Here is a 24,005-nt window from a genome sequence, read left to right as displayed (position 1 = left end):
GATCGTCCGGCACCGTCGCATTGAGGAGTTCCGCCCATGGCACCGCCCGAGCCCGGTGAGCTGACATTCGTCGCCCCCCGCGGGGCCAAGAAGCCCCCGCGGCACCTCGCAGACCTCAGCCCCGCCGAGCGCCGTGAAGCCGTGGCCGCGATCGGCGAGAAGCCGTTCCGCGCCAAGCAGCTGTCGCAGCACTACTTCACGCGGTACGCACACGAGCCGGCGCAGTGGACCGACATTCCGGCCGCGGCGCGCGAGAAGCTGGCGGCGGAGCTGCTGCCCGAGCTGATGAGCGTGGTGCGGCACATCTCGTGCGACGACGACACCACCCGCAAGACCCTGTGGAAGCTGCACGACGGCACGCTCGTCGAATCGGTGCTGATGCGCTACCCGGACCGGGTGACGATGTGCATCTCCTCACAGGCCGGCTGCGGCATGAACTGCCCGTTCTGCGCCACCGGCCAGGCGGGCCTGGACCGCAACCTCTCCACCGCCGAGATCGTGCACCAGATCGTCGACGGGATGCGCGCCCTGCGCGACGGCGAGGTGCCCGGCGGCCCGGCGCGGCTGTCGAACATCGTCTTCATGGGCATGGGCGAGCCGCTCGCCAACTACAAGCGGGTGGTCGGCGCCATCCGCCGGCTCACCGACCCCGAGCCGGACGGCCTGGGCCTGTCGCAGCGCGGCATCACGGTCTCCACGGTCGGGCTGGTGCCGGCCATGCTGCGGTTCGCCGACGAGGGCTTCAAATGCCGGCTCGCGGTCTCGCTGCACGCGCCGGACGACGAACTGCGCGACACCCTGGTGCCCGTCAACACCCGCTGGAAGGTGCGCGAGGTCCTGGACGCGGCCTGGGAGTACGCCGAGAAGTCCGGCCGCCGGATCTCCATCGAGTACGCCCTGATCCGTGACATCAACGACCAGGCATGGCGCGGTGACCTGCTGGGACGGCTGCTCAAGGGCAAGCGCGTGCACGTGAACCTCATCCCGCTGAACCCGACACCAGGCTCGAAGTGGACCGCCTCGCGCCCCGAGGACGAGCGGGCGTTCGTCCGGGCCATCGAGGCGCACGGCGTGCCGGTGACCGTCCGCGACACCCGCGGCCAGGAGATTGACGGCGCCTGCGGGCAGCTCGCGGCCTCGGAACGCTGACCACCCGCTGGTAGCGTGTGATCGAACAAATGCACATTCCGACAGGGGAGCGCCACAGCGCTGAGAGTGCGGGGACGTCGTAGGGATACGGCGCCCGCAGACCCTTGAACCTCGCCCGGGTCATTCCGGGTAGGAAGTTCGGTCGTCACTCATGCTGTTGCGCCCCGCCCTGCGCCGCCCGGACCCCACCGGGCGGCGCAGCGCGGGGCCGCGTCTCTTCCTGGCCAGCCAGGAGGAATCAGTGAGCACCATCCGCAGCACCACCACCCGCAGAACCGCGGCGGTGACCGCCGCCGCGCTCGGCATGACCGTGCTCGCCGCCTGCGGCAGCCAGGGCGGCGGCAGCGCGGCGGACGCCAAGACCGTCACGCTCGTCAGCCACGACTCCTTCAACGCCTCGAAGTCGGTGCTCGCCGCGTTCGAGAAGCAGAGCGGCTACAAGGTCAGGGTGCTCAAGGGCGGCGACGCGGGCAAGGCCGTCAACCAGGCGATCCTCTCCAAGGACAATCCACAGGGCGACGTCTTCTTCGGCATCGACAACACCCTGCTCTCCCGGGGCCTGAAGGCCGGCCTCTTCACGCCGTACCGGGCCAAGGGGCTGGACAGCGTCCCGGCCGCCCTGCAACTGGACAAGGCCGGGCACCGCGTCACGCCCCTCGACTACGGCGACACCTGCGTCAACTACGACCGCGCCTACTTCGACCGGCACAAGCTCGCGCCGCCGAAGACCTTCGACGACCTGCTCAAGCCGCAGTACAAGGGGCTGCTCGTCACGGAGAACTCCGCCACCTCGTCGCCGGGGCTCGCCTTCCAGCTGGGCACCATCGCCACCCACGGCGAGAAGGGCTGGCAGGACTACTGGAAGAAGCTCAAGGCCAACGGCGTCGAGGTGGTCGACGGCTGGGAGCAGGCGTACAACGAGCGGTTCTCCGGCTCCGCGGCCGGCCGGGACAAGGGCGACAAGCCGCTGGTCGTCTCGTACGCCTCCAGCCCGCCCGTCGAAGTGCTCGGCAAGAAGCCGGCCCCGAAGCAGGCACCGACCGGTGTCGCCACCGGAACCTGCTTCCGGCAGATCGAGTTCGGCGGCCTCCTCAAGGGTGCCAGGAACGAGAAGGGCGGCAAGGAACTGCTGGACTTCCTGCTGAGCCGGAAGTTCCAGGAGGACATGCCGCTCCAGATGTTCGTCAACCCGGCGCGCAAGGACGCCACGGTGCCTGAGCTGTTCACCAAGTACGGCGCGACGATCGACAAGCCGGCGACCCTCGCGCCGGAGACGATCACCGAGAACCGCGAACAGTGGATCAAGCAGTGGTCCTCGCTCGTTCTGAAGTAGGCCGGGCCCGGCGCGGCAGAACCCGGCGCGCGACGGCGGTAAGGGCGGCGCTGATGGCGCTGCCGACCGCCTTCTTCGCGCTGTTCTTCGCCTACCCGGTCACCGCGATCGTCGGACGCGGACTGAAGGACGGCGGGCAGTGGCAGCTCGGCCGGATCGCCGACGTGCTCGGCGATCCGGACGTCCTGCACGTCCTGTGGTTCACCGTCTGGCAGGCCGCCGCGTCGACCGGCCTCACCCTGCTGATCGCGCTGCCCGGCGCGTACGTCTTCGCCCGGTTCGACTTCCCGGGCAAGCAACTGCTGCGGGCCGTGGTCGCGGTGCCGTTCGTGCTGCCGACCGTCGTCGTCGGCTCCGCCTTCCTGGCCCTGGTCGGCCGCGGCGGACTGCTCGACGACCTGTGGGGCGTGCGTCTTGACACCTCGGTGTGGGCGATCCTGCTCGCCCACGTCTTCTTCAACTACGCCGTGGTGGTACGGACCGTCGGCGGGCTGTGGGGGCAGCTCGACCCGCGGCAGGAGGAGGCGGCGCGGGTGCTCGGCGCCGGCCGCCTCGCGGCCTGGCGCCGGGTGACGCTGCCCGCGCTCGGCCCCGCCGTAGCCGCCGCCGCGCTGATGGTCTTCCTGTTCACCTTCACCTCCTTCGGAGTGGTGCAGATCCTCGGCGGGCCCACCTTCTCCACCCTGGAGGTGGAGATCTACCGGCAGACCGCCGACTTCCTCGACCTGCCGACGGCCGCCGTCCTCACCCTGATCCAGTTCGCGGCCGTCCTCGGCCTGCTGGCCGTGCACGCCTGGACGGTGCGCCGACGCGAGACGGCCCTCCGCCTCGTCGACGCCGCGCGGACCACGCGGCGGCCCCGCGGCCCCGGACAGTGGGCGCTGCTGTGGGGCACCCTCGTGATCATCGTCGTCCTCCTCGTCATGCCGCTCCTCGTGCTCGTCGAACGGTCCTTCGCCGGGCCCGACGGCTACGGCCCGGTCTTCTACGAAACGCTGCGGTCCGCCGCCTCCGCCGACAGCACCTTCGCCGTCGCCCCCCTGGAAGCGCTGTGGAACTCGCTCGCCTACGGGGTGGCAGCCACCGCGATTGCCCTGGTGGTGGGCGGGCTGGCGGCCGCCGCCCTGACCCGGCGCGGCGGCCGGCTCGTCCGCGGCTTCGACGCGCTGCTGATGCTGCCGCTCGGCGTGTCCGCGGTGACCGTCGGCTTCGGATTCCTGATCACCCTCGACCGGCCGCCGCTCGACCTGCGCTCCTCGTGGTGGCTGGTGCCGCTGGCCCAGGCGCTGGTCGGGGTGCCGTTCGTGGTGCGGATCATGCTGCCCGTGCTGCGTGCCGTCGACGGGCGGCTGCGGGAGGCGGCGGCCGTGCTGGGCGCTTCGCCGTGGCGGGTGTGGCGCGAGGTGGACCTGCCGATGGTGCGCCGCGCCCTGCTCATCGCCGCCGGGTTCGCGTTCGCCGTCTCGCTCGGCGAGTTCGGCGCGACGGTCTTCATCGCACGGCCCGACCAGCCGACCCTCCCGGTGGCCGTCGCCCGGCTGCTCGGCCGCGCCGGGGAACTCAACTACGGCCAGGCGATGGCCCTTTCCACCATCTTGATGGTGGTGTGCGCCGGGGCCCTGCTGGTCTTGGAGCGCCTCCGCACCGACCAGTCCGGGGAGTTCTAGATGACGGCTACGGCTCGGGCCGCGCACACCGAAGGACAGCAGCTGCTGCGGCTGAACGGCGTGACCGTACGCTTCGGCCCGTACGGCGAGGCCGCCGCGCTCGACGCGGTCGATCTGGACGTCGCCGCCCACGAGATCGTCTGCGTGCTGGGGCCCAGCGGCAGCGGAAAATCGACCCTGCTGCGGGTGGTGGCCGGGCTGCAACCGGCCGACACCGGGCAGGTCCTGCTGGAGGGACGCGACCAGACGCGGGTGCCCACCCACCGACGGGGCGTCGGCCTGATGTTCCAGGACCACCAGCTCTTCCCGCAGAAGGACGTCGCGGGCAACGTCGCCTTCGGCCTGCGGATGCGCCGGGCGCACCGCGCCGACCAGCGGCGCACCGTCGCCGAACTGCTCGGCCTCGTCGGGCTGCCGGACGCCGGACGCCGCGCCGTCGCCTCCCTCTCCGGAGGGGAGCAGCAGCGGGTCGCGCTGGCCCGCGCCCTCGCGCCGCGCCCCCGGCTGCTGATGCTCGACGAGCCGCTCGGGCAGCTCGACCGCGGGCTGCGGGAACGCCTCGTCGTCGAACTGCGGCGGCTCTTCGGCGAGTTGCGGACGACGGTGCTCGCCGTCACGCACGACCAGGGCGAGGCGTTCGCCCTTGCCGACCGGGTCGTTGTGATGCAGGACGGGCGGATCGCGCAGACCGGCACCCCGCTGGAGGTCTGGCAGCGGCCCGCCACCGAGTTCGTCGCCCGCTTCCTCGGCTTCGACAACGTCGTCGAGGCGACGGTGCAGGGCGCCGCCGCCGTGACGCCCTGGGGCAAGGTGCCGGTCCCCGAAGCGTCACCCGACGGGCCCCGCCGGCTGCTCGTCCGGCCGGCCGGCGTCCGGCTGGTGCCCGTGGCCGACGGCCTGCCGTGCACGGTCGCCGCCCGGACCTTCCGCGGCACCCACGTCGCCCTGCTGCTCCAGCCGTCCGAAGGACCGCAACTGGAGGCGGCCTGCGCGCTGCGGGACGCGCCGGAAACGGGGGAGCGGGTCGGCGTCCGCTTCGCCGCCGAGGACGTCGTGGTACTGGCGGACGCGGACGGTTAGGCGCAGAGGCGGCCCGGCCAGGAGCGGCAGGGCCGCCTTCCGGGACGGCTAACGGCGGCGCTCCGTGTCCCAGCCGTGTCCCACACCCGGTACGTCCGCGCCGGTCGGAGGGTGTTCCGCGTCCCGCGCGCGTCCCACGGGCGGGTTCCCGCCGACGGCAGGGACGTCCCGTGCGGGATCCGTCCCGTCGCCGTCCCCGTGGCCCGCTTCACCCGTCGGCTCGCCCTCATCGGAGCCGAACCAGGCGACGGCGACGGCACCGGCGACCGCCATGACGAAGCCGAGGATGGCAGCCCAGGCGAACCCGGGCCGGGACGCGTCGCCGAGCCACAGCACCCCCAGGATGCCGGGCACCACCGTCTCACCCACCACCAGCGCCGCGGTGGCACCGTTCACCGAACCGATCTGGAGCGCCACGGTGTGCAGGTACATGCCGCCGATGCCCGCGACCAGGATCGCGTAGAGCGCCGGGTCGGCGAGGAGGGCGGACAGGCTGAACGGCGCCACACCGTTCAGTATGCGGACGCCCACGCCGAGTGCGCCGAAGCCGAGACCGGAAAGGAGACCGGCGAGGATCGCGGCCCGTGCGCCCATCAGACGCACGATCAGACTGCCGACGGCGACCAGGAGGACGGACGCGGCGAGCAGCCACCAATGGGCGGCGGTCGGCGTATGACCGCTTCCTTCGTGTCCCGCCGCGGTGGCCAGCAGCACCAGCGCCGAGCAGACCACGGCGATCGACGTCCACTCGGGTTTGCTGAGCCGGATCCCGAGCAGCCTGATGCTCAGCAGCGCGGTGATCACGAGGTTGGCGCTGATCACCGTCTGCGAAAGGAACAGCGGCAGCAGCCTCGCGGCCAGCGCGCCCAGCCCGAAGCCCACGAAATCCAGTACGGAGCCGACCATGAACTCCCAGGTCACCGCGGCCTTCGCGGTCGACGCCAGGCTGGGGCCGCCGTGCTGGGTGACACCCGTGGTGGCGGCGCCCGCCGCCTCCCGGCGGGCGGATTTCCGCGATCCCACCGCCTGGAGAACGGAACCCGTGCCGTAGCAGACCGATGCCGCCACGGCCGTCAGAAGGCCGATGATCACCAAGAGCTCCGTTCACGCACCGCCGCCGCGCCGCGTCTGTCCCCGGCCGGCGGGTGTGCCTCTTCACCACTGCGTTACCCGGCCAGGCAGACGCGCATTTCGGGCCGCGGGTTGCCTCGTCGCACCGAGGTGCTGGGGCCGGCCACGCGCTGCCCCGCGGGCCCCGGGCCGTACGCGGCGGGTGTCCGGGCCCGCTCAGCCCACCAGAGGAAGGGTCGCCAGCTCCGCGACGGACCAGGTCACCGGGGCCAGCACGACCACCAGGGCCAGCGCGCGCAGCGTCGCCGCGCGGCGCAGCAGGGAGGCGGGGGCGCCGAGCCGGCGCAGCGCGGCCGTCGTGTCGGCGCGGGCCGCGCGGGATTCCACGGCGGCGGTCAGGAAGCTCGCGGTGACACAGATCAGGACGACGCCGGCGCCGACGGCGGTCAGCGGCCCGAACGTCCGGAGCGGCGCGGCGTGGAACACGTTCACCGCCGCGTAGGCACCGGATACCGCCGCGCACAGCACACCTACGGGACGGCCGATGCGGTGCGCCTCCTCCTGGAGCACCCGCCCGGCCAGCAGCCGGAGCGCACCGGGACGGCTCGCGCACAGCAGCCGGCCGCACAGATACACAAGACCGGGGCCGGCCAGCACCAGACCGAGGGCCGACAGCGCCCAGCCGGCCAGCACACCCGGCGGGCTGCCGATCAGCCGGCCGGGCAGCGGCAGCAGCCCGTCGGCCGTGGCCGCGCCCCGGGCGGCGTAGCTCTCGACGGCCAGTCCTGCGGCCGCCAGGGTGATGCCCCAGGGCAGCCCGGACGGCGTGGCCGGTGCGGCGGGCGGCGGCGTGTCCTCGGCTTCGGTGGACGCGGGGGCGGCCTGCGGCTCGCGCGGGCGCAGCGAGACGGCGGTCGCCGCGGCCGCGGTCAGCGGCACCGTCGACAGCAGGAGCAGGGTGCCGACGAGCGGAACCGGATGGCCGGCGCCGAGCAGATCCGTGCCGAGCCCGCGGGAGGGGGACGTGCCGAGGTCGCCGCGGAGACGGAAGAACGCCAGGAGCGCGAGGGCCGCGCCGAGCGCGCAGGACAGCGCCGTGGAGGCGGCGGCGAGCAGGATGAGCCGGACGGGTCCGAGGCCGGCCCCTGCCATGCCGCTCGGGAAGCGGGCCGCGGGGTCCGTACGTGCCACCGACACCGCGAACTGGGCGGTGGCGGCGAGCGGGGCGACGCACCACAGGAGGCGGACCAGGGAGTCGCCGACCGCCTCCGGATGGCCCGCGGCGTGGCCGAGCGTGGCCAGCAGGAGGAAGCCGGTGCCCGCGGCCGCCGCGGCCACGACGAGCCGGCGTACCAGGACGAGAGGATGCGTGCCGCGGGCTAGACGGAGAGCGAGCACGCTGCCCTGCTTTCCGCGTCGGGAGCGTCGGCGGCCGCGGACGACGCCCCGGCCCTGCGGCCGTCGACGAGGGCGAAGGTGCGGTCGGCGAGCGTGGCCACGTCCGGGTCGTGGGTGGCCAGGACGACGGTGATCTGGTGGGAGCGGGCGGCGGTGGTGAGGGTGCGCAGCACCTGCGTGCCGTCGGTGCGGTGCAGCGGCGCGGTCGGCTCGTCCGCGAACAGAACGTGCGGGACGGACGCGAGGGCGCGGGCGATGGCGACGCGCTGACGCTGCGACTGGTCGAGCCGGTCGGGGCGGCGGCGGGCGCAGCCGCCCACGTCGAGGCGGTCCAGCCATTCGGCTGCGGTGTGCCGGGCGGCACGGTGGCCCTCGCCGCGCAGCAGGAGCGGGAGCGCGGCGTTTTCCCAGGCGGTCAGCTCGGCGACGAGCTGCGGCTGGGTGTCGATCCACCCGAAGCGGTCCAGGCGCAGCCGCTCCCGGCTCCGCGCGGAGAGGGTGTGGACGGGGGAGCTGTTGAACCACACCTCGCCCTCGGACGGGGCGAGTTGGGCGGAGAGGCAGCGGAGGAGTGTGGTCTTGCCGCTGCCCCGCGGCCCGGTGACGGCGAGGATCTCGCCCTCCCGGACACCCAGGGAGATACCGGCAAGGGCCGGGCTGCCGCCATAGCTGTGGTGCAGGCCGCGGGCCCAGAGAACGTCGTTGTCAGGCGGGGCCACCATCTACGCACCTCTTGCTTGTTCGCGTCCGCTCGTTCCCCCGGCCGGGTGAACGACCATGGAGGGTATCTGTCACTGGAACGGTAAGGACTGCGGACCCCCGGCAATCGTCGCTCGGCATGCACAACGGCCCAGATTCACTCGTATGGCTTTAAACGAGTGAATCCGGGCCGTGAGATCTTCAGTTGTGGTGAGGGTGCGTCGGTCGGCCGGGACGGGTGCCCGGCGCGGCGGTCAGAGCTTGGCCCACGCCTCGGTCAGGACGCTGCGCAGGATCTGCTCGATCTCGTCGAAGAGCTTCTGGTCGGCGATCAGCGGCGGGGCGAGCTGGATGACCGGGTCGCCACGGTCGTCGGCGCGGCAGTAGAGGCCGTTGTCGTACAGCGCCTTGGAGAGGAAGCCGTACAGGACGCGCTCGGTCTCCTCGTCGTTGAAGGACTCCTTGGTGACCTTGTCCTTGACCAGCTCGATGCCGTAGAAGAAGCCGTTGCCGCGGACGTCGCCGACGATCGGCAGGTCGTGCAGCTTCTGGAGGGTGCCGAGGAAGTTGCCCTCGTTCGCCAGGACGTGCTTGTTGAGGCCCTCGCGCTCGAAGATGTCGAGGTTGGCGATGCCGACGGCGGCGGAGACCGGGTGGCCGCCGAAGGTGTAGCCGTGCAGGAAGGTGTTGTCGCCCTGGTAGAACGGCTCGGCCAGGCGGTCGGAGATGATGCAGGCGCCGATCGGGGAGTAGCCCGAGGTCATGCCCTTGGCGCAGGTGATCATGTCCGGGACGTAGCCGAACTTGTCGCAGCCGAACATCGTGCCGAGCCGGCCGAAGGCGCAGATGACCTCGTCGGAGACGAGCAGCACGTCGTACTGGTCGCAGATCTCGCGGACCCGCTGGAAGTAGCCGGCCGGCGGCGGGAAGCAGCCGCCGGCGTTCTGCACCGGCTCCAGGAAGACGGCCGCGACGGTCTCGGGGCCCTCGAAGAGGATCTGCTGCTCGATCTGGTCGGCGGCCCAGCGGCCGAACGCCTCGGGGTCGTCGCCGTGGATCGGGGCGCGGTAGATGTTGGTGTTCGGCACCTTGTGCGCGCCGGGTACCAGCGGCTCGAACGGGGCCTTCAGGGCCGGGAGTCCGGTGATGGACAGGGCGCCCTGCGGGGTGCCGTGGTAGGCCACCGCGCGGGAGATCACCTTGTGCTTCATCGGCTTGCCGGTGAGCTTGAAGTACTGCTTGGCCAGCTTCCAGGCGGTCTCGACCGCCTCGCCGCCGCCGGTGGTGAAGAAGACCTTGTTGAGGTCGCCGGGCGCGTAATCGGCCAGCCGCTCGGCCAGTTCGACGGCCTTGGGGTGGGCGTAGGACCACACCGGGAAGAAGGCCAGCTCCTGGGCCTGCTTGTAGGCGGTCTCGGCCAGCTCGACCCGGCCGTGTCCCGCATTGACCACGAAGAGGCCGGCCAGGCCGTCGATGTAGCGCTTGCCCTTGTCGTCGTAGATGTAGGTGCCCTCGCCGCGCACGATCGTCGGCACGGGGGCGTTCTCGTACGACGACATGCGGGTGAAGTGCATCCACAGGTGGTCGTATGCCGTCTTGGAGAGGTCGGCGCTCATGCGCAAGCCTCGCTCCGCTCGGCGGGCTGGCATTCGCGCAGCGCGCACCCTTCGATGATTCGCTCGCTGTGCTCGCTCATTGCTATCTCGTTCCCCATGTGTAGGTCTGCTTCCGGAGCTTGAGGTACACGAAGCTCTCGGTCGTCCGGACGCCGGGCAGCGTGCGGATTCGCTTGTTGATCATTTCCAGCAGGTGATCGTCGTCCTCGCAGACGATTTCGATCAGCAGGTCGAAGGAGCCTGCCGTCATGACGACGTACTCGACCTCTTCCATGGCTGTCAGGGCATCGGCCACGGGGTCGAGGTCTCCCTCGACGTTGATGCCGACCATTGCCTGCCGCCGGAAACCGACCGTGAGGGGGTCGGTGACCGCGACGATCTGCATCACGCCTTGGTCGAGCAGTTTCTGTACGCGTTGGCGTACCGCCGCTTCGGACAGGCCGACGGCCTTGCCGATCGCGGCGTACGGACGGCGCCCGTCCTCCTGGAGCTGCTCGATGATCGCCAGGGAGACGGAGTCGATCGACGGGGTGCCGGTTCTGTCACGAGTGGCCACGTCCTTCACTGTGCACGAGCCTCGTCTGTCCCGCAACCCCAGATCGATGAAATCAGTTGTGTATGGATCGAAACTTCACTGATTTCGTTGTTCGAGCATGGCGGGTATGTCGAAAGCGTTGACTTCATGGCTAGGGTGGGTGTCTCAACCACCGGACATCTGATTGAAGGGGGCGCCCAGTGACCACCGCACTGCGTCGTCTGCGCAACTACATCGACGGGGAGTTCCGGGACGCCGCCGACGGGCGGACCACGGAGGTGGTCAATCCGGCCACGGGAGAGCCGTACGCCACCGCCCCGCTGTCGGCGGCCGCCGATGTGGACGCGGCCATGGCTGCCGCCGAGGCCGCCTTCCCCGCCTGGCGCGACCTGATCCCGGCCGAGCGCCAGAAGGTCCTGCTCAAGATCGCCGACCGCTTCGAGGAGCGCGCCGACGAGCTGATCGCCGCCGAGTCCGAGAACTGCGGCAAGCCCCTCGCGCTCGTACGCTCCGAGGAAATCCCGCCGATGGTGGACCAGATCCGCTTCTTCGCGGGTGCCGCCCGGATGCTGGAGGGCCGCTCGGCCGGCGAGTACATGGACGGCTTCACCTCGATCATCCGCCGCGAGCCGATCGGTGTCTGCGCCCAGGTCGCGCCGTGGAACTACCCGATGATGATGGCCGTGTGGAAGTTCGCCCCGGCGCTCGCCGCGGGCAACACCGTCGTCATCAAGCCCTCCGACACCACCCCGGCGTCGACGGTCCTGATCGGCGAGATCATCGGCGGTGTGCTGGACGAACTCGGCCACTCCCGGGGCGTGTTCAACGTCGTCTGCGGTGACCGCGAGACCGGCCGGCTGATGGTCGAGCACGAGGTCCCCGCGATGGCATCGATCACCGGCTCGGTGCGGGCCGGTATGCAGGTCGCCGAGTCCGCTTCCAAGGACCTCAAGCGGGTCCACCTGGAGCTGGGCGGCAAGGCGCCGGTCGTGGTCTTCGAGGACACCGACATCGCCAAGGCCGTCGAGGACATCGCGGTCGCCGGCTACTTCAACGCGGGCCAGGACTGTACGGCCGCCACCCGCGTGCTCGTCCAGGAGTCCATCCACGACGAGTTCGTGGCCGCGCTCGCCAAGGCCGCATCGGAGACGAAGACCGGCGCGGTCGACGACGAGGACGTGCTCTACGGCCCGCTGAACAATGCCCACCAGCTCAAGCAGGTCAAGGGCTTCATCGAGCGGCTGCCCGCGCACGCCAAGATCGAGGCGGGCGGCGAACAGGTCGGCGAGAAGGGCTACTTCTTCGCCCCGACCGTCGTGTCCGGCCTCCAGCAGGATGACGAGATCATCCAGCACGAGGTCTTCGGTCCCGTCATCACCGTCCAGTCGTTCCGGGACGAGGAGCAGGCGCTGGAGTGGGCCAACGGCGTCGAGTACGCCCTGGCCTCATCGGTGTGGACCAAGGACCACGCCCGCGCCATGCGGATGTCCAAGAGCCTCGACTTCGGCTGCGTGTGGATCAACACCCACATCCCGCTGGTCGCCGAGATGCCGCACGGCGGATTCAAGAAGTCCGGTTACGGCAAGGACCTTTCGTCCTACGGCTTCGACGACTACACCCGCATCAAGCACGTGATGACCTCGCTGGGCGGCTGACCCGGCCGAACCACCGTCGCGCGGCACCGGCCGCTCGACACACCGTCGCGGGCGGAGGCCCGGCAGTGGACGCTCTGTCTCTTGCCGCCTCCGCCCGCGGCGCGTGAGAGTGCACGCCATGGCTGATCTTTCGCGGCGTTCGCTGCTTCGGGGTATGGGCACCATCGGCGTGACCGGGGCGCTGGCCGCCGCGGCCGGATGCGGGGTACCGCCCGCGTACGTCGAGGCGGCGGACCGCACGAGTCCCGACCGCTCGGCGCGCGACCACCGGCTCGTCTTCGCCAACTGGCCGCTCTACATCGACGTCGACGACCACGACAAGCAGCGCAGGCCCACCCTGGACGCGTTCCAGCGCCGCACCGGCATCTCCGTGACGTACACCGAGGAGATCAACGACAACGACGAGTTCTTCGGGAAGATCAGCCCCGCCCTGATGAACCACCAGCCCACCGGCCGCGACCTGATCGTCATCAGCGACTGGATGTGCGCCCGCTACGTCCGGCTCGGCTGGGTGCAGGAGATGGACCGGGCGGCCCAGCCGCACGTCGCGAAGTACCTCGATCCGCAGCTCGCCTCCCCGCCGTTCGACCCCGGCCGCAAGCACTCCGTGCCCTGGCAGTCCGGCATCACCGGCATCGCCTACAACCGCAGGAAACTCGGCCGGGAGATCCGGCACACGTCCGACCTGTGGAAGGACGATCTGCGCGGCCGGGTCACCCTGCTGTCCGGGCTCGACGAATCCTTCGCGATGCTGCTCCAGGGCGAGGGCGTCGACATCACCCGCTGGACGGCCGACGACTTCCACCGGATGGCCGACCGGATACGACGGCTCGTCGACCGCGGTCACATCCGCCGCTTCACCGGCAACGACTACATCAAGGACCTGGACTCCGGCGACGTGCTCGCCGCCCAGGCATACTCCGGCGACGTCATCCAACTCCGGGCCGACAACCCCGACATCGCGTTCGTGGTGCCCGAGGAGGGCGCCGAACTGTGGGCGGAGAGCCTGATGATCCCCAACCTCGCGGACCACAAGAGCAACGCCGAGAAACTCATCGACCACTACTACCGGCCCGAGGTCGCCGCCGACCTCGCCGCCTGGGTCAACTACGTCTGCCCCGTCCCCGCCGCCCGCGACGTCCTGGCCTCGTCCAAGGACAAGGAACGCGCCGCCCTCGCCGAAGACCCGCTGGTCTTCCCCGACGCGGCGATGCGCAAGCGGCTGGCCATCGCCCGGGACATCACGTCCAAGGAGCGCCCCGCGCTCGCGAAGGAGTGGAACGGCATCGTCGGGCTGTGAACGTGCTGGGCGCCGGGCGTCGGATCCCCGGCGGCCGGCGCCAACTGCCTGCGCTGGGGCCGCCGTTCATGCTCCCGCTGCCGTCACGCCTGCCAGGTGGCCGCGTAGGTGTCGATCTCGCGGGTCAGCCGGGCCTTGGCCGGTGCGTCCATGAACGAGGCGTCGACGGCGTTCCTGGCCAGCGCCGTCACCCCTGCGGCATCCAGCTCCAGCAGGCGGGCAGCGATGGCGTATTCGGTGTTCAGGTCCGTGCCGAACATCGGCGGGTCGTCGCTGTTGATCGTGACCAGCACCCCGGCGTCGACCATCTGCCGGACCGGGTGCTCCTCCAGGGTGCGGACCGCGCGGGTCGCGATGTTGGAGGTCGGGCAGACCTCCAGCGGGATCCGCCGCTCGGCGAGATGGGCCAGCAGCGCCGGGTCCTGGGGGGCGCTGGTGCCGTGGCCGATGCGGTCGGCGCGCAGCTCGGTCAGGGCGTCCCAGATGGTCCCCGGGCCCGTCGTCTCGCCCGCGTGCGGCACGGAGCGCAGGCCGGCCGCGATGGCGCGGTCGAAGTACGGCCTGAACTGCGGGCGCGGTACGCCGATTTCGGGGCCGCCGAGCCCGAACGACACCAGGCCCTCCGGCTGTAGGTCGCAGGCGATGCGCGCGGTTTCCTCGGCGGCCTCAAGACCGGCCTCGCCGGGGATGTCGAAGCACCAGCGCAGCGTTACACCCAGCTCGGACTCCGCGGACTTGCGCGCGTCCTCGATGGCCTCGACGTACGCGGCGTCCGGGATGCCGCGCTTGGTCGAGCTGAAGGGGGTGAGGGTCAGCTCGGCGTACCGGACGTTCTGCCGCGCCATGTCCCTGGCGACCTCGTACGTCAGCAGGCGCACGTCCTCGGCGTTCCGTACGAGGTCCACGACGGAGAGATAGACCTCGATGAAGTGCGCGAAATCGCGGAAGGTGAAGAAGTCGGCGAGCGCCTCGGGGTCGGTGGGGACGGGGGAGTCCGGGTGCCGGGCGGCCAGCTCCGCGACGATCCGCGGCGAGGCCGATCCGACGTGGTGGACATGCAGCTCCGCCTTGGGCAGGCCCGCGATGAAGGCGTCGAGATCGGACAACGGTTCCTCCTGGTCAATGAGGGTGGGGAGCGCGCAGACGCCCGGTCATCGTATGCGGCGCCCGGACGCGGACGAGGGGCCGGTCCGGCGAGGGCGGTACCGCGGGGGAGCGTGGCCGGTTGCGGCGCCGTCGGGCCGGGAGCGGGCGTCGGCCGCAGGGGCGCGGCGGCCGGTCCGCGCCGCCGTCAGCCGGCCGCCCGTGGGCTTCCATGAGGGACCACGAGACCGAAGCGGTGCTCCTGCCGGACGGCGTCGTCGAAGCCGCGCACCGTAGGTCCGGCGGCCTTCGCCTGCCGGGGGTGGCCGGCAGCTATGGCGCGCCGCTCCGCCTCCTCGTCCCCGAACAGCCGGGCCTTGGCCGCCATCATCACCGGCTGAAGCAGCTCGGGCCCAAGGCGCCGCCCCCGCGCGGGGAACGGCCCCAGAAGCGGACGTACGCGACGCGCTCGCCAGCGGCCTCGGCGGCGAGCAGTTCCGGCACCGAGCGCGGCCCGCCGGCGGCGCTGGTGCGAGATCCCCGTGGTGTTGTGCATCATGCCGGGATTCTGTCAGCGGGCACTGACAACCTGTCGGGAGGCCGGTCTACGGAAATCGCAGAATCCGTCGCGTAACCAAAAGGCAACAACGGAATCCCTTGTTGGACCCCTACTGCTCTGCCAAGATCGGCCATCAATTCCAGAAATAGCTACGCCCGGCCCTTCCGCGGAGCGGACCCGAGCCAGGCGGAGGAGAGCACCATGGAACAGCGTTTCGATGTGACCGAGCGATATGCCGAGGGCGCGCAATTCCTTGCTGGGCGGCTGCGCGGTGGTACGTCGGGCCGCACCCAGGCCGTGGTGGATCCGGCGACCGGTGACGAGGTGTACCGCTACGAACTGGCCGGTCCCGCCGAGGTGGACGCGGCGGTCGAGGCCGCCGGGCGGGCCTTTCCCGAGTGGGCCGGCGCGACCCCGGGAGAGCGCTCCGACACGCTGCACCGCTTCGCCGCCGTCCTCGCCGAAGACGCCGGTGAACTGGCCTTCGCCGAATCGCTCAACTGCGGAAAACCGCTCAAGCTCAGCAAGGAGTTCGACGTACCGGGTTCGGTCGACAACGCCGCCTTCTTCGCCGGCGCCGCCCGCCACCTGGAAGGCAAGGCGGCCGGCGAGTACAGCCCGGACCACACCTCCGCCGTCCGCCGCGAGCCGATCGGTGTCGTCGGCTCCATCGCGCCCTGGAACTACCCGCTCCAGATGGCCGCGTGGAAGGTGCTGCCGGCCATCGCCGCGGGCAACACCGTCGTCCTGAAGCCCGCCGAGATCACCCCGCTCACCTCGCTGATGTTCGCGCAGGCCGCGACCCGTGCCGGACTGCCCGACGGCGTGCTCAACATCGTCTCGGGCGCGGGCCGGGACGCCGGTGAACACCTCGTCGGCCACCCCGGTGTCGCGATGACGTCCTTCACCGGATCGACCGGCGTGGGCAAGCGCGTCGCGGAGATCGCCACCGGCACCGTCAAGCGCCTGCACCTCGAACTGGGCGGCAAGGCCCCGTTCGTGGTCTTCGACGACGCCGACCTGGAAGCCGCCGTGCACGGCGCGGTGGCCGGCGCGCTCATCAACTCCGGCCAGGACTGCACCGCCGCCACCCGCGCCTACGTCCAGCGCCCCCTCCACGACGCGTTCGTCGCCGGCGTCGCCGACCTGATGGCGACCGTACGGCTCGGCGACCCCTTCGACCCGTCGACGGATCTGGGACCGCTGATCTCGCACACCCAGCGCGACCGCGTCGCCGGATTCGTCGAGCGGGCCCGCGGCTACGCGAGGGTCGTCACCGGTGGCGAGGCCCCGCAGGGCGACCTGGCCAAGGGTGCCTACTACCGGCCCACGCTCATCGCCGGCGCAGCCCAGGACAGCGAGATCGTGCAGGCCGAAATCTTCGGCCCGGTCCTGGCCGTGCTGCCCTTCGACAGCGACGACGAGGGCATCGCGCTCGCCAACGACACCCTCTACGGGCTCGCCGCCTCCGCCTGGAGCCGCGACGTCTACCGCACCGGCCGCGCCACCCGCGAGATCAAGGCCGGCTGCGTCTGGGTCAACGACCACATCCCGATCATCAGCGAGATGCCGCACGGCGGCGCCAAGGCGTCCGGCTACGGCAAGGACATGTCCGCCTACTCCTTCGAGGAGTACACGCAGGTCAAGCACGTGATGTACGACATCACCGGGACCGCGAGGAAGGACTGGCACCGGACGGTCTTCGGGGACCGCGCCTAGACCGGTCCGGCCGGGGCGGGGTGTTCCGGCACCCGCCCCGCCCCGCGGGCTCCTCCGCTCAGCGGCCGGCGCCGCGCGGCACCGTCACCACCGGCCGAGCGCCGGGCTCACCCTGAAAGGGCACCGCGCATGGAGCACGACGAGCAGCCCGAACCCTTCTCGCCGCCCGAACTCGCCGCCGTACGCCGCAGCGTGAGGAGCGGACGGCTGGCCATGACCCGCCGCTCGCTGCTGCGCGCGAGCGCCCTCGCGGCAGCCGCCGCCGTCGGCCCCGCCGCCCTGACCGCGTGCGGCATCCCGCCCGCAGGACGCACCGAAGCGGCCCGCACCGCCGACCACTCGGCCGAGGAGAAGCGCCTCGCCTTCTCCAACTGGACCGAGTACATGGACGTCAGCGACGACGGCAAGCACCGGCCGACGCTGGAGACCTTCACCCGGCGCACCGGCATCGCGGTCACCTACACCGAGGACATCAACGACAACGACGAGTTCTTCGGCAAGATCCAGGCGCAGCTCGCGGCCGGCCAGGACACCGGACGCGACCTGATCGTGCTCACCGACTGGATGTGCGCGCGGATGATCTCCCTCGGCTGGGTCGGGAAACTGGACCCCTCCCAGCTCCCGCACGCCCGCACCCGCCTCGCCGCGCAGTACCGCAACCCCGCCTGGGATCCCGGCCGCGTCCACTCCTACCCGTGGCAGGGCATCCCCGCGCTCATCGCGTACAACAAGAAGGCCACCGGCGGCCGGAAGGTCGAATCGGTCGGCCAGCTGCTGGACGACCCCGCGCTCAAGGGCCGGGTCGGTTTCCTCTCCGAGATGCGCGACAGCGTCGGACTGACCCTGCTGGACATGGGCAAACGGCCCGAGGACGTCACCGCCGACGACTTCGACGCGGCCATCGCCCGCCTCCAGAAGGGCGTCGACTCCCACCAGATCCGCCGCTTCACCGGCAACGACTACACCAACGACCTCAGCAAGGGCGACCTCGCCGCCTGCGTCGCCTGGGCCGGCGACATCGTCCAGCTCCAGCGCGACAACCCGGACATCGCCTACGCCGTACCCGCCGCCGGCTACATGACGTCCACCGACAACCTCATGATCCCGAACACGGCGCGCCACAAGCGGAACGCCGAGCGGCTCATCGACTACTACTACGAGCCGAAGGCGGCCGCCCGGCTCGCCGCGTACATCAACTACGCCTGCCCGGTCGACGGCGTACGCGACGAGCTGGCCAGGATCGACCAGGACCTGGCGGACAACCCGCTGATCCTCCCCGGCAAGGAGATGGCCGCGAGGTCCCACTCCTTCCGTGCGCTGAACGCCAGGGAGAGCAAGGAGTTCACGCAGAAGTTCTCCGACCTCACCGGCTCCTGAGCACCACCGGCCGCTCAGGTCCCGGCGCGCCGCTCTCAGGGCCTGTCGTTCGGATCAGGTCGGGCTCGCGACCTGGCCCGCACGACAGGCCCCAGACCTCCGAGACACGGGACGTACGACATGACCAGAACCGCGCCCCCCCACCGCAGCGGCGGCGACGTCCGCCTTGAGGGGATCAGCAAGACCTACGGCTCCTTCACCGCCGTCCACCCGCTCGACCTCACCGTCCCCGCGGGCTCCTTCTTCGCCCTGCTGGGCGCGTCGGGCTGCGGCAAGACCACCACCCTGCGCATGATCGCGGGCCTTGAGGACCCGACCACCGGGACCGTCGCGCTGTCCGGCCAGGATGTCACCGCCCTGCCGCCCTACAAGCGCCAGGTCAACACCGTCTTCCAGAACTACGCGCTCTTCCCGCACCTGGACATCCACGAGAACGTCGCCTTCGGGCTGCGCCGCCGCGGCATCAAGTCCGTCAAGAAGCCGGTCGAGGAGATGCTCGACCTCGTCCAGCTCGGACCCATGGCACGCCGCAGGCCGCAGCAGCTCTCCGGCGGCCAGCAGCAGCGCGTCGCGGTCGCCCGCGCGCTGATCAACAAGCCCGAAGTCCTGCTGCTCGACGAGCCGTTGGGCGCCCTCGACCTCAAACTGCGCCGCCAGATGCAGCTGGAGCTCAAGCGCATCCAGACCGAGGTCGGCATCACCTTCGTGCACGTCACCCACGACCAGGAGGAAGCCATGACGATGGCCGACACCGTGGCCGTGATGAACGGCGGCCGGGTCGAACAGCTCGGCGCCCCCGCCGACCTCTACGAGAACCCCGCCTCCACCTTCGTCGCCAACTTCCTCGGCACTTCCAACCTCATCGAGGCCGAGGTCGTCACCGCGGACGGCGAGGAGCTGCTGCTCAAGGCGGGCGACGCCGCACTGCGGCTGCCCGCCCGCCGGTGCAGCGCCCCGGCCCGTCCCGGCGGCAAGGTGCTGGCCGGCGTGCGGCCCGAGAAGGTGACCCTGGCGCACGCCGACGACGCCGGATCGCTCCCCGGCGGCCGCAACCTGCTGCCCGCGCGCATCAAGGACGCCGGCTTCATCGGCGTCTCCACCCAGTACGTCGTCACCGTGCCCGGCCTGGGCGAACTCGCCGTCTACGAGCAGAACATCGAGCGCGACGGCCGGCTGATACCCGGCGCAGACGTCGTGCTGCACTGGAGCCCGGCGCACACCTTCGGCCTTGACGCGGCCCAGGACATCGGGGCCGGCGCGGACCTCGACGAGGAGGCCGCATGATTGCGTACCGCACGGCCGCACGGCGCCTGTCCCGCGGGTGTACGGAGGTGCCGGCGTGACCGCCACCGAAGCGCCACCCGGCGCGCCCGCACCCAAGGCCGAGCCGCTCGCCGTCCGCACGCCGCCCGCCCGCAAACGCCTCGTCCCGTACTGGCTGCTGCTGCCCGGCCTCCTGTGGCTGCTCGTCTTCTTCGCCGCCCCGCTCGTCTACCAGGCGTCCACGTCGATCCAGACCGGCTCCCTCGAAGAGGGCTTCAAGGTCACCTGGCACCTCGCCACCTACTGGGACGCGCTCGGCGCGTACTGGCCGCAGTTCGTCCGCTCCGTCTCCTACGCCGCCGTGGCCACCGTGCTCTGCCTGCTGCTCGGCTACCCGCTGGCCTACCTCATCGCCTTCAAGGCCGGCCGCTGGCGCAACCTCGTGATGATCCTCGTCATCGCCCCGTTCTTCACCAGCTTCCTGATCCGCACGCTCGCCTGGAAGACGATCCTCGCCGACGGCGGCCCGGTCGTCGGCGCCCTCAACGCTCTGCACGTCCTGGACGTCACCAACTGGCTGGGCCTCACCGAAGGACACCGGGTGCTCGCCACCCCGCTCGCCGTGGTGTGCGGACTGACCTACAACTTCCTGCCGTTCATGGTCCTGCCGCTCTACACCTCGCTGGAGCGGATCGACCCGCGGCTGCACGAGGCCGCGGGCGACCTCTACGCGCGGCCCCGCACCACTTTCCGCCGGGTGACCTTTCCGCTGTCCATGCCCGGCGTCGTCGCCGGCACCCTGCTCACCTTCATCCCGGCCGCCGGTGACTACATCAACGCCGAACTCCTCGGCTCCACCGACCAGAAGATGATCGGCAACGTCATCCAGTCGCAGTTCCTGCGGGTCCTGGACTACCCGACGGCGGCCGCGCTCTCCTTCATCCTGATGGCGGCCATCCTCACCATGGTCACCCTCTACATCCGCAAGTCCGGGACGGAGGACCTGGTCTGATGGCCGTCCGCGACACCACCGCACCACCGGCCGCCCGCGCCCCGCACCGGGGCCTGCGATGGCTGCGCCGCCACCTCGTCACGCTCGCAGGACTCGCCACGCTCGGCTACCTGATCCTGCCCAACGTCGTCGTGCTGGTTTTCTCCTTCAACAAGCCCAACGGCCGCTTCAACTACAGCTGGCAGCGCTTCTCCCTGGACGCCTGGCGCGATCCGTGCGGCGTCGCCGACCTGTGCGGCTCGCTGGGCCTCAGCCTCCGGATCGCGGTCTGGGCCACCCTCGGGGCCACCGTCCTCGGCACCATGATCGCCTTCGCACTGGCCCGTTACCGCTTCCGCGCCCGGTCCTCCGTGAACACCCTGATCTTCCTGCCGATGGCGATGCCCGAGGTCGTCATGGCCGCCTCACTGGCCACCCTCTTCCTCAACATGGGCATCCAGTTCGGCTTCTGGACGATCCTCATCGCGCACATCATGTTCTGCCTGAGCTTCGTCGTCACCGCCGTCAAGGCCCGCGTGATGAGCATGGACCCGCGCCTCGAACAGGCCGCCCAGGACCTCTACGCCTCGCCCGTGCAGACCTTCCTGCGCGTCACCCTGCCGATCGCCGCCCCCGGCATCGCCTCCGGCGCGCTGCTGTCCTTCGCGCTGTCCTTCGACGACTTCATCATCACCAACTTCAACGCCGGCTCCACCGTGACCTTTCCCATGTTCGTCTGGGGATCGGCGCAACGGGGCACACCCGTTCAAATCAATGTCATCGGATCGGCGATGTTCCTGATCGCCGTGTTGTGCGTGGTCGCCGGCCAACTGGCCGGTGCCCGCCGTAAGAGGAGCTGAGATACATGGCACGAGCTGCCATGACCCCCGTCCGCGCGCTCGCCGACGCCGTCCCCACCCCCTTCTGGCTGGACGACCCCGACCGCCCCGCCGCCCTGCCCGCCCTGGTCGGCGACGAACAGTGCGATCTGCTCGTCGTCGGCGGCGGCTACTCCGGCCTGTGGACCGCGCTGCTCGCCAAGGAACGCGACCCGCAGCGCGACGTCGTCCTCATCGAAGGCGCCGAGATCGGCTGGGCCGCGTCCGGGCGCAACGGCGGCTTCTGCGCCGCCTCCCTCACCCACGGCCTCGGCAACGGCCTGGCCCGCTGGCCCGGCGAACTCGCGCGCCTCGAAGAACTCGGCATCCGCAACCTCGACGCCATCGAGGACGCCGTCACCCGCTACGGCATCGACTGCGCCTTCGAGCGCACCGGCGAGATCGACATCGCCACCGCGCCCCACCAGATCGCGGAGCTGAAGGAGGCGGCCGACGACGCCGCCCGGCTCGGCCCAGGCCGGCACACCTTCCTCGACCGGGACGAACTCCGCGCCGAGGTCGACTCGCCGACCTTCCTCGCCGGTCTGTGGGACCGCGACGGCGTCGCCATGCTCAACCCGGCCCGCCTCGCCTGGGGCCTGAAGCGGGCCTGCCTCGGCCTCGGCGTCCGCATCTACGAACGCACCCGCGGCACCGCACTCGCATCCGACGGTCCGGGCATGGCCGTCCGCACCCCCTACGGACGGGTCTTCGCCCGCCATGTCGCCCTCGGCACCAACGCGTTCCCCTCCCTCGTCAAACGCGTCCGCCCGTACATCGTCCCGGTCTACGACCACGCCCTGATGACCGAGCCGCTCACCGACGACCAGCTCGCCGCCATCGGCTGGCACCACCGCCAGGGCCTCTCCGACAGCAACAACCACTTCCACTACTTCCGCATCACCGCCGACCACCGCATCCTGTGGGGCGGCTACGACATCGTCTACCGCTACGGCGGCGGCGTGCGCGCCGAATACGACCACCACCCGGCCACCTACGAGAAGCTCGCCCGGCACTTCTTCCGCTGCTTCCCGCAGCTGGAGGGCCTGCGCTTCAGCCACACCTGGGGCGGCGCCATCGACACCTGCGCCCGCTTCTCCGCCTTCTTCGGCACCGCGCACGCCGGCCGGGTCGCGTACGCCGCCGGCTACACCGGCCTCGGCGTCGGCGCCACCCGCTTCGGCGCCGAGGTCATGCTCGACCTGCTCGCCGGTGAACGCACCGAACGCACGGAGCTGGAGATGGTCCGCAGCAAGCCGCTGCCGTTCCCGCCCGAGCCGCTGCGCTGGGCCGGGATCGGCATCACCCAGTGGTCGATGACCCGGGCCGACACCCGCGGCGGCCGCCGCAATCTGTGGCTGCGGGCGATGGACAAGGCAGGGCTCGGCTTCGACAGCTGAGAGCCGGCGTCCGGCCTCCCGCCGCGCCCGGGTGCCGCCGGAGTGTCCGGCGCCGAAAAAGACCCCGTCGACCTGTGTAAGGATGCCGCCCCCGCGCGCTCTCCCCGTCATACCCGGCCCGAACGGGCCAGGAGAACGAGGAGAGACATGGACGCCGCGGGGGCGAAGAAAGCAGTGGACTGGCTGGTAGCAGTGGCACCCGATCCCGACGCCTGCCGCGGGGAGTGGGAGGGCAACCCGCTGGGGGTCGTGCTCCTTCCCGCCGGCAGACGCTGGGACGTCCTGATCATCGAGGGCGGACTCGGCTACCCCACCCTCGACGTCCTGAGCCGGGTGATCGACCGGCCGGGCCCCGTCCTGTCCGACTTCGGCGACTCCCGGATGGGCTTCTTCGTCCCCCCGGGGACCGCAAGCCGCTGGCTGGGCACCGGCGTTCGCGCCGCGGGCGCCGGAACCTGGATCGTGATCCCCTACCCGGGCCGCGCCACCGGCGGTGTCCGCTGGATCGTCCCGCCGGACGGCACCGGCACCCTCACCGACCCGGCACTGCTCGAACTCGCCCTGCACGAAGCGGTGGCGCTCAGGTCCGACCCGTAGTCCGGCGGTCGCACACCGCGCACCAGAGCGCGAGCAGCATCCCGGAAAGGCACCAGCTCGCGAGCACGTCGAGCGGCCAGTGGTAGCCCTGGCACACCAGGCCCACGCCGACGCAGACGTTCAGCAGCGCGGCGGCCCAGGCGGGTCCGGCGGCGACCGGGCCCGCCGCAGGCCGGCCGGGCCGCCGGTGCGCGCGGATCAGCAGCAGCGCCGTCAGGCCGTAGGCGACCGCGGCCGTGGCGGCGTGCCCCGACGGGTAGAAGCCGTCGTGCACGCCGCTCATCCGCGCCGGGCCCGGCCGGCCGAGCCACAGCTTGAGGGGGACGACGAGGGCGGGCAGCACGGCCAAGGCGCACAGTGCGGCGAGCGGCGGCAGCCACCCGCGCCGGGCCGCCGCGCCGTCCGGCTCCCGGCCGCGCCAGTACGCCCACCCCGCCGCCGCCAGCAGCAGCGGCAGGGCGACGACGGTGTTGCCGAGATCGGCGAAGAACTCCGCGAGCGGGCCTGGCACCGCACTCGCGGCGAGCGCGCGTCCGGCCCGTTCGTCGAGGGTGCGCAGCGGGCCGTGGGCCGCCACCTGCCAGGTGAGCAACGCGAACATCAGCGCACAGGCGAGGGCTACCACGGTTGGGGAG

General features: G+C 71.3%; 21 protein-coding genes. 13 read left to right on the top strand and 8 right to left on the bottom strand.

Annotated elements, in window-relative coordinates; genetic code table 11:
- Positions 1 to 36 precede the first annotated feature (36 nt).
- The 4 genes from rlmN to LIU39_RS18560 all read left to right on the top strand — a co-directional run bounded on the left by rlmN (position 37) and on the right by LIU39_RS18560 (position 5,229).
- Positions 37 to 1,149, top strand: a complete 1,113-nt coding sequence (rlmN, locus tag LIU39_RS18575) for a dual-specificity RNA methyltransferase RlmN (RefSeq protein WP_227047876.1) — start codon at positions 37 to 39, stop codon at positions 1,147 to 1,149.
- Positions 1,150 to 1,453: 304 nt separating this feature from the next.
- A complete protein-coding gene (locus tag LIU39_RS18570; protein ID WP_227047885.1) occupies positions 1,454 to 2,482 on the top strand; it encodes a thiamine ABC transporter substrate-binding protein in 1,029 nt (342 codons plus the stop codon).
- Complete coding sequence (locus LIU39_RS18565) at positions 2,458 to 4,149, top strand: ABC transporter permease (protein WP_372463956.1); 1,692 nt, start codon at positions 2,458 to 2,460, stop codon at positions 4,147 to 4,149. The genes LIU39_RS18570 and LIU39_RS18565 overlap by 25 nt, the downstream gene beginning before the upstream one ends.
- On the top strand, positions 4,150 to 5,229 hold the full coding sequence (locus LIU39_RS18560) for an ABC transporter ATP-binding protein (protein ID WP_227047874.1): 1,080 nt from the start codon (positions 4,150 to 4,152) through the stop codon (positions 5,227 to 5,229).
- Between the two features lie 48 nt (positions 5,230 to 5,277).
- Here LIU39_RS18560 and LIU39_RS18555 read toward each other — a convergent pair whose 3' ends face one another.
- The 5 genes from LIU39_RS18555 to LIU39_RS18535 all read right to left on the bottom strand — a co-directional run bounded on the left by LIU39_RS18555 (position 5,278) and on the right by LIU39_RS18535 (position 10,569).
- Positions 5,278 to 6,321: a DMT family protein gene (locus tag LIU39_RS18555; RefSeq protein WP_227047873.1), complete on the bottom strand. Its 1,044-nt coding sequence runs from the start codon at positions 6,319 to 6,321 to the stop codon at positions 5,278 to 5,280.
- Positions 6,322 to 6,516: 195 nt separating this feature from the next.
- Complete coding sequence (locus LIU39_RS18550; RefSeq protein WP_227047872.1) at positions 6,517 to 7,698, bottom strand: hypothetical protein; 1,182 nt, start codon at positions 7,696 to 7,698, stop codon at positions 6,517 to 6,519.
- Positions 7,680 to 8,420 carry an ABC transporter ATP-binding protein gene (locus LIU39_RS18545; protein ID WP_227047871.1) on the bottom strand — a complete coding sequence of 247 codons (741 nt, stop codon included), beginning with the start codon at positions 8,418 to 8,420 and terminating at the stop codon, positions 7,680 to 7,682. Before LIU39_RS18545 ends, LIU39_RS18550 begins: the two co-directional genes overlap by 19 nt.
- A 231-nt stretch (positions 8,421 to 8,651) precedes the next feature.
- Positions 8,652 to 10,013, bottom strand: coding sequence for an aspartate aminotransferase family protein (locus tag LIU39_RS18540; RefSeq protein WP_227047870.1), 1,362 nt, complete (start codon positions 10,011 to 10,013; stop codon positions 8,652 to 8,654).
- An 82-nt stretch (positions 10,014 to 10,095) separates the two neighbouring features.
- Complete coding sequence (locus LIU39_RS18535) at positions 10,096 to 10,569, bottom strand: Lrp/AsnC family transcriptional regulator (protein ID WP_227047869.1); 474 nt, start codon at positions 10,567 to 10,569, stop codon at positions 10,096 to 10,098.
- A gap of 179 nt (positions 10,570 to 10,748) precedes the next feature.
- Here LIU39_RS18535 and LIU39_RS18530 point away from each other — a divergent pair, with 179 nt between their 5' ends.
- Together LIU39_RS18530 and LIU39_RS18525 are read left to right on the top strand one after the other, a co-directional pair.
- The gene (locus tag LIU39_RS18530; protein WP_227047868.1) at positions 10,749 to 12,203 is read left to right on the top strand and encodes a gamma-aminobutyraldehyde dehydrogenase; all 1,455 of its coding nucleotides are present in this window, start codon (positions 10,749 to 10,751) and stop codon (positions 12,201 to 12,203) included.
- A 118-nt stretch (positions 12,204 to 12,321) separates the two neighbouring features.
- A complete protein-coding gene (locus LIU39_RS18525; protein WP_227047867.1) occupies positions 12,322 to 13,503 on the top strand; it encodes a polyamine ABC transporter substrate-binding protein in 1,182 nt (393 codons plus the stop codon).
- Positions 13,504 to 13,586: 83 nt separating this feature from the next.
- Here LIU39_RS18525 and LIU39_RS18520 read toward each other — a convergent pair whose 3' ends face one another.
- Complete coding sequence (locus LIU39_RS18520) at positions 13,587 to 14,609, bottom strand: adenosine deaminase (protein ID WP_227047866.1); 1,023 nt, start codon at positions 14,607 to 14,609, stop codon at positions 13,587 to 13,589.
- A 185-nt stretch (positions 14,610 to 14,794) separates the two neighbouring features.
- Positions 14,795 to 15,145 (bottom strand): hypothetical protein, encoded by a 351-nt coding sequence (locus LIU39_RS18515; protein ID WP_308409396.1) that lies wholly within the window; start codon positions 15,143 to 15,145, stop codon positions 14,795 to 14,797.
- A gap of 201 nt (positions 15,146 to 15,346) precedes the next feature.
- On the opposite strand from LIU39_RS18515, the gene LIU39_RS18510 reads away from it, so the two are divergent.
- The 7 genes from LIU39_RS18510 to LIU39_RS18480 all read left to right on the top strand — a co-directional run bounded on the left by LIU39_RS18510 (position 15,347) and on the right by LIU39_RS18480 (position 23,370).
- Complete coding sequence (locus LIU39_RS18510) at positions 15,347 to 16,864, top strand: gamma-aminobutyraldehyde dehydrogenase (RefSeq protein WP_227047865.1); 1,518 nt, start codon at positions 15,347 to 15,349, stop codon at positions 16,862 to 16,864.
- A 129-nt stretch (positions 16,865 to 16,993) separates the two neighbouring features.
- Positions 16,994 to 18,241: a polyamine ABC transporter substrate-binding protein gene (locus LIU39_RS18505; protein WP_227047864.1), complete on the top strand. Its 1,248-nt coding sequence runs from the start codon at positions 16,994 to 16,996 to the stop codon at positions 18,239 to 18,241.
- 120 nt (positions 18,242 to 18,361) lie between these two features.
- On the top strand, positions 18,362 to 19,525 hold the full coding sequence (locus LIU39_RS18500; RefSeq protein WP_227047863.1) for an ABC transporter ATP-binding protein: 1,164 nt from the start codon (positions 18,362 to 18,364) through the stop codon (positions 19,523 to 19,525).
- Positions 19,526 to 19,580: 55 nt separating this feature from the next.
- Positions 19,581 to 20,516, top strand: coding sequence for an ABC transporter permease (locus LIU39_RS18495; RefSeq protein WP_227047862.1), 936 nt, complete (start codon positions 19,581 to 19,583; stop codon positions 20,514 to 20,516).
- Positions 20,516 to 21,355, top strand: coding sequence for an ABC transporter permease (locus LIU39_RS18490; RefSeq protein ID WP_227047861.1), 840 nt, complete (start codon positions 20,516 to 20,518; stop codon positions 21,353 to 21,355). The genes LIU39_RS18495 and LIU39_RS18490 overlap by 1 nt, the downstream gene beginning before the upstream one ends.
- A gap of 5 nt (positions 21,356 to 21,360) precedes the next feature.
- Entirely contained in the window at positions 21,361 to 22,773 is a 1,413-nt protein-coding gene (locus LIU39_RS18485) for an NAD(P)/FAD-dependent oxidoreductase (RefSeq protein ID WP_227047860.1), read from the top strand.
- Positions 22,774 to 22,920: 147 nt separating this feature from the next.
- A complete protein-coding gene (locus LIU39_RS18480; protein ID WP_227047859.1) occupies positions 22,921 to 23,370 on the top strand; it encodes a hypothetical protein in 450 nt (149 codons plus the stop codon).
- On the opposite strand, the gene LIU39_RS18475 is transcribed toward LIU39_RS18480, so the two are convergent.
- The gene (locus tag LIU39_RS18475; RefSeq protein WP_308409395.1) at positions 23,354 to 23,971 is read right to left on the bottom strand and encodes a phosphatase PAP2 family protein; all 618 of its coding nucleotides are present in this window, start codon (positions 23,969 to 23,971) and stop codon (positions 23,354 to 23,356) included. The two genes, LIU39_RS18480 and LIU39_RS18475, sit on opposite strands and share 17 nt — an antisense overlap.
- Positions 23,972 to 24,005: the final 34 nt, after the last annotated feature.

The sequence above is a fragment of the Streptomyces pinistramenti genome (assembly GCF_020564935.1).
GTDB lineage: Bacteria > Actinomycetota > Actinomycetes > Streptomycetales > Streptomycetaceae > Streptomyces > Streptomyces pinistramenti.
This window is presented reverse-complemented; position numbering and strand designations above follow the sequence as displayed.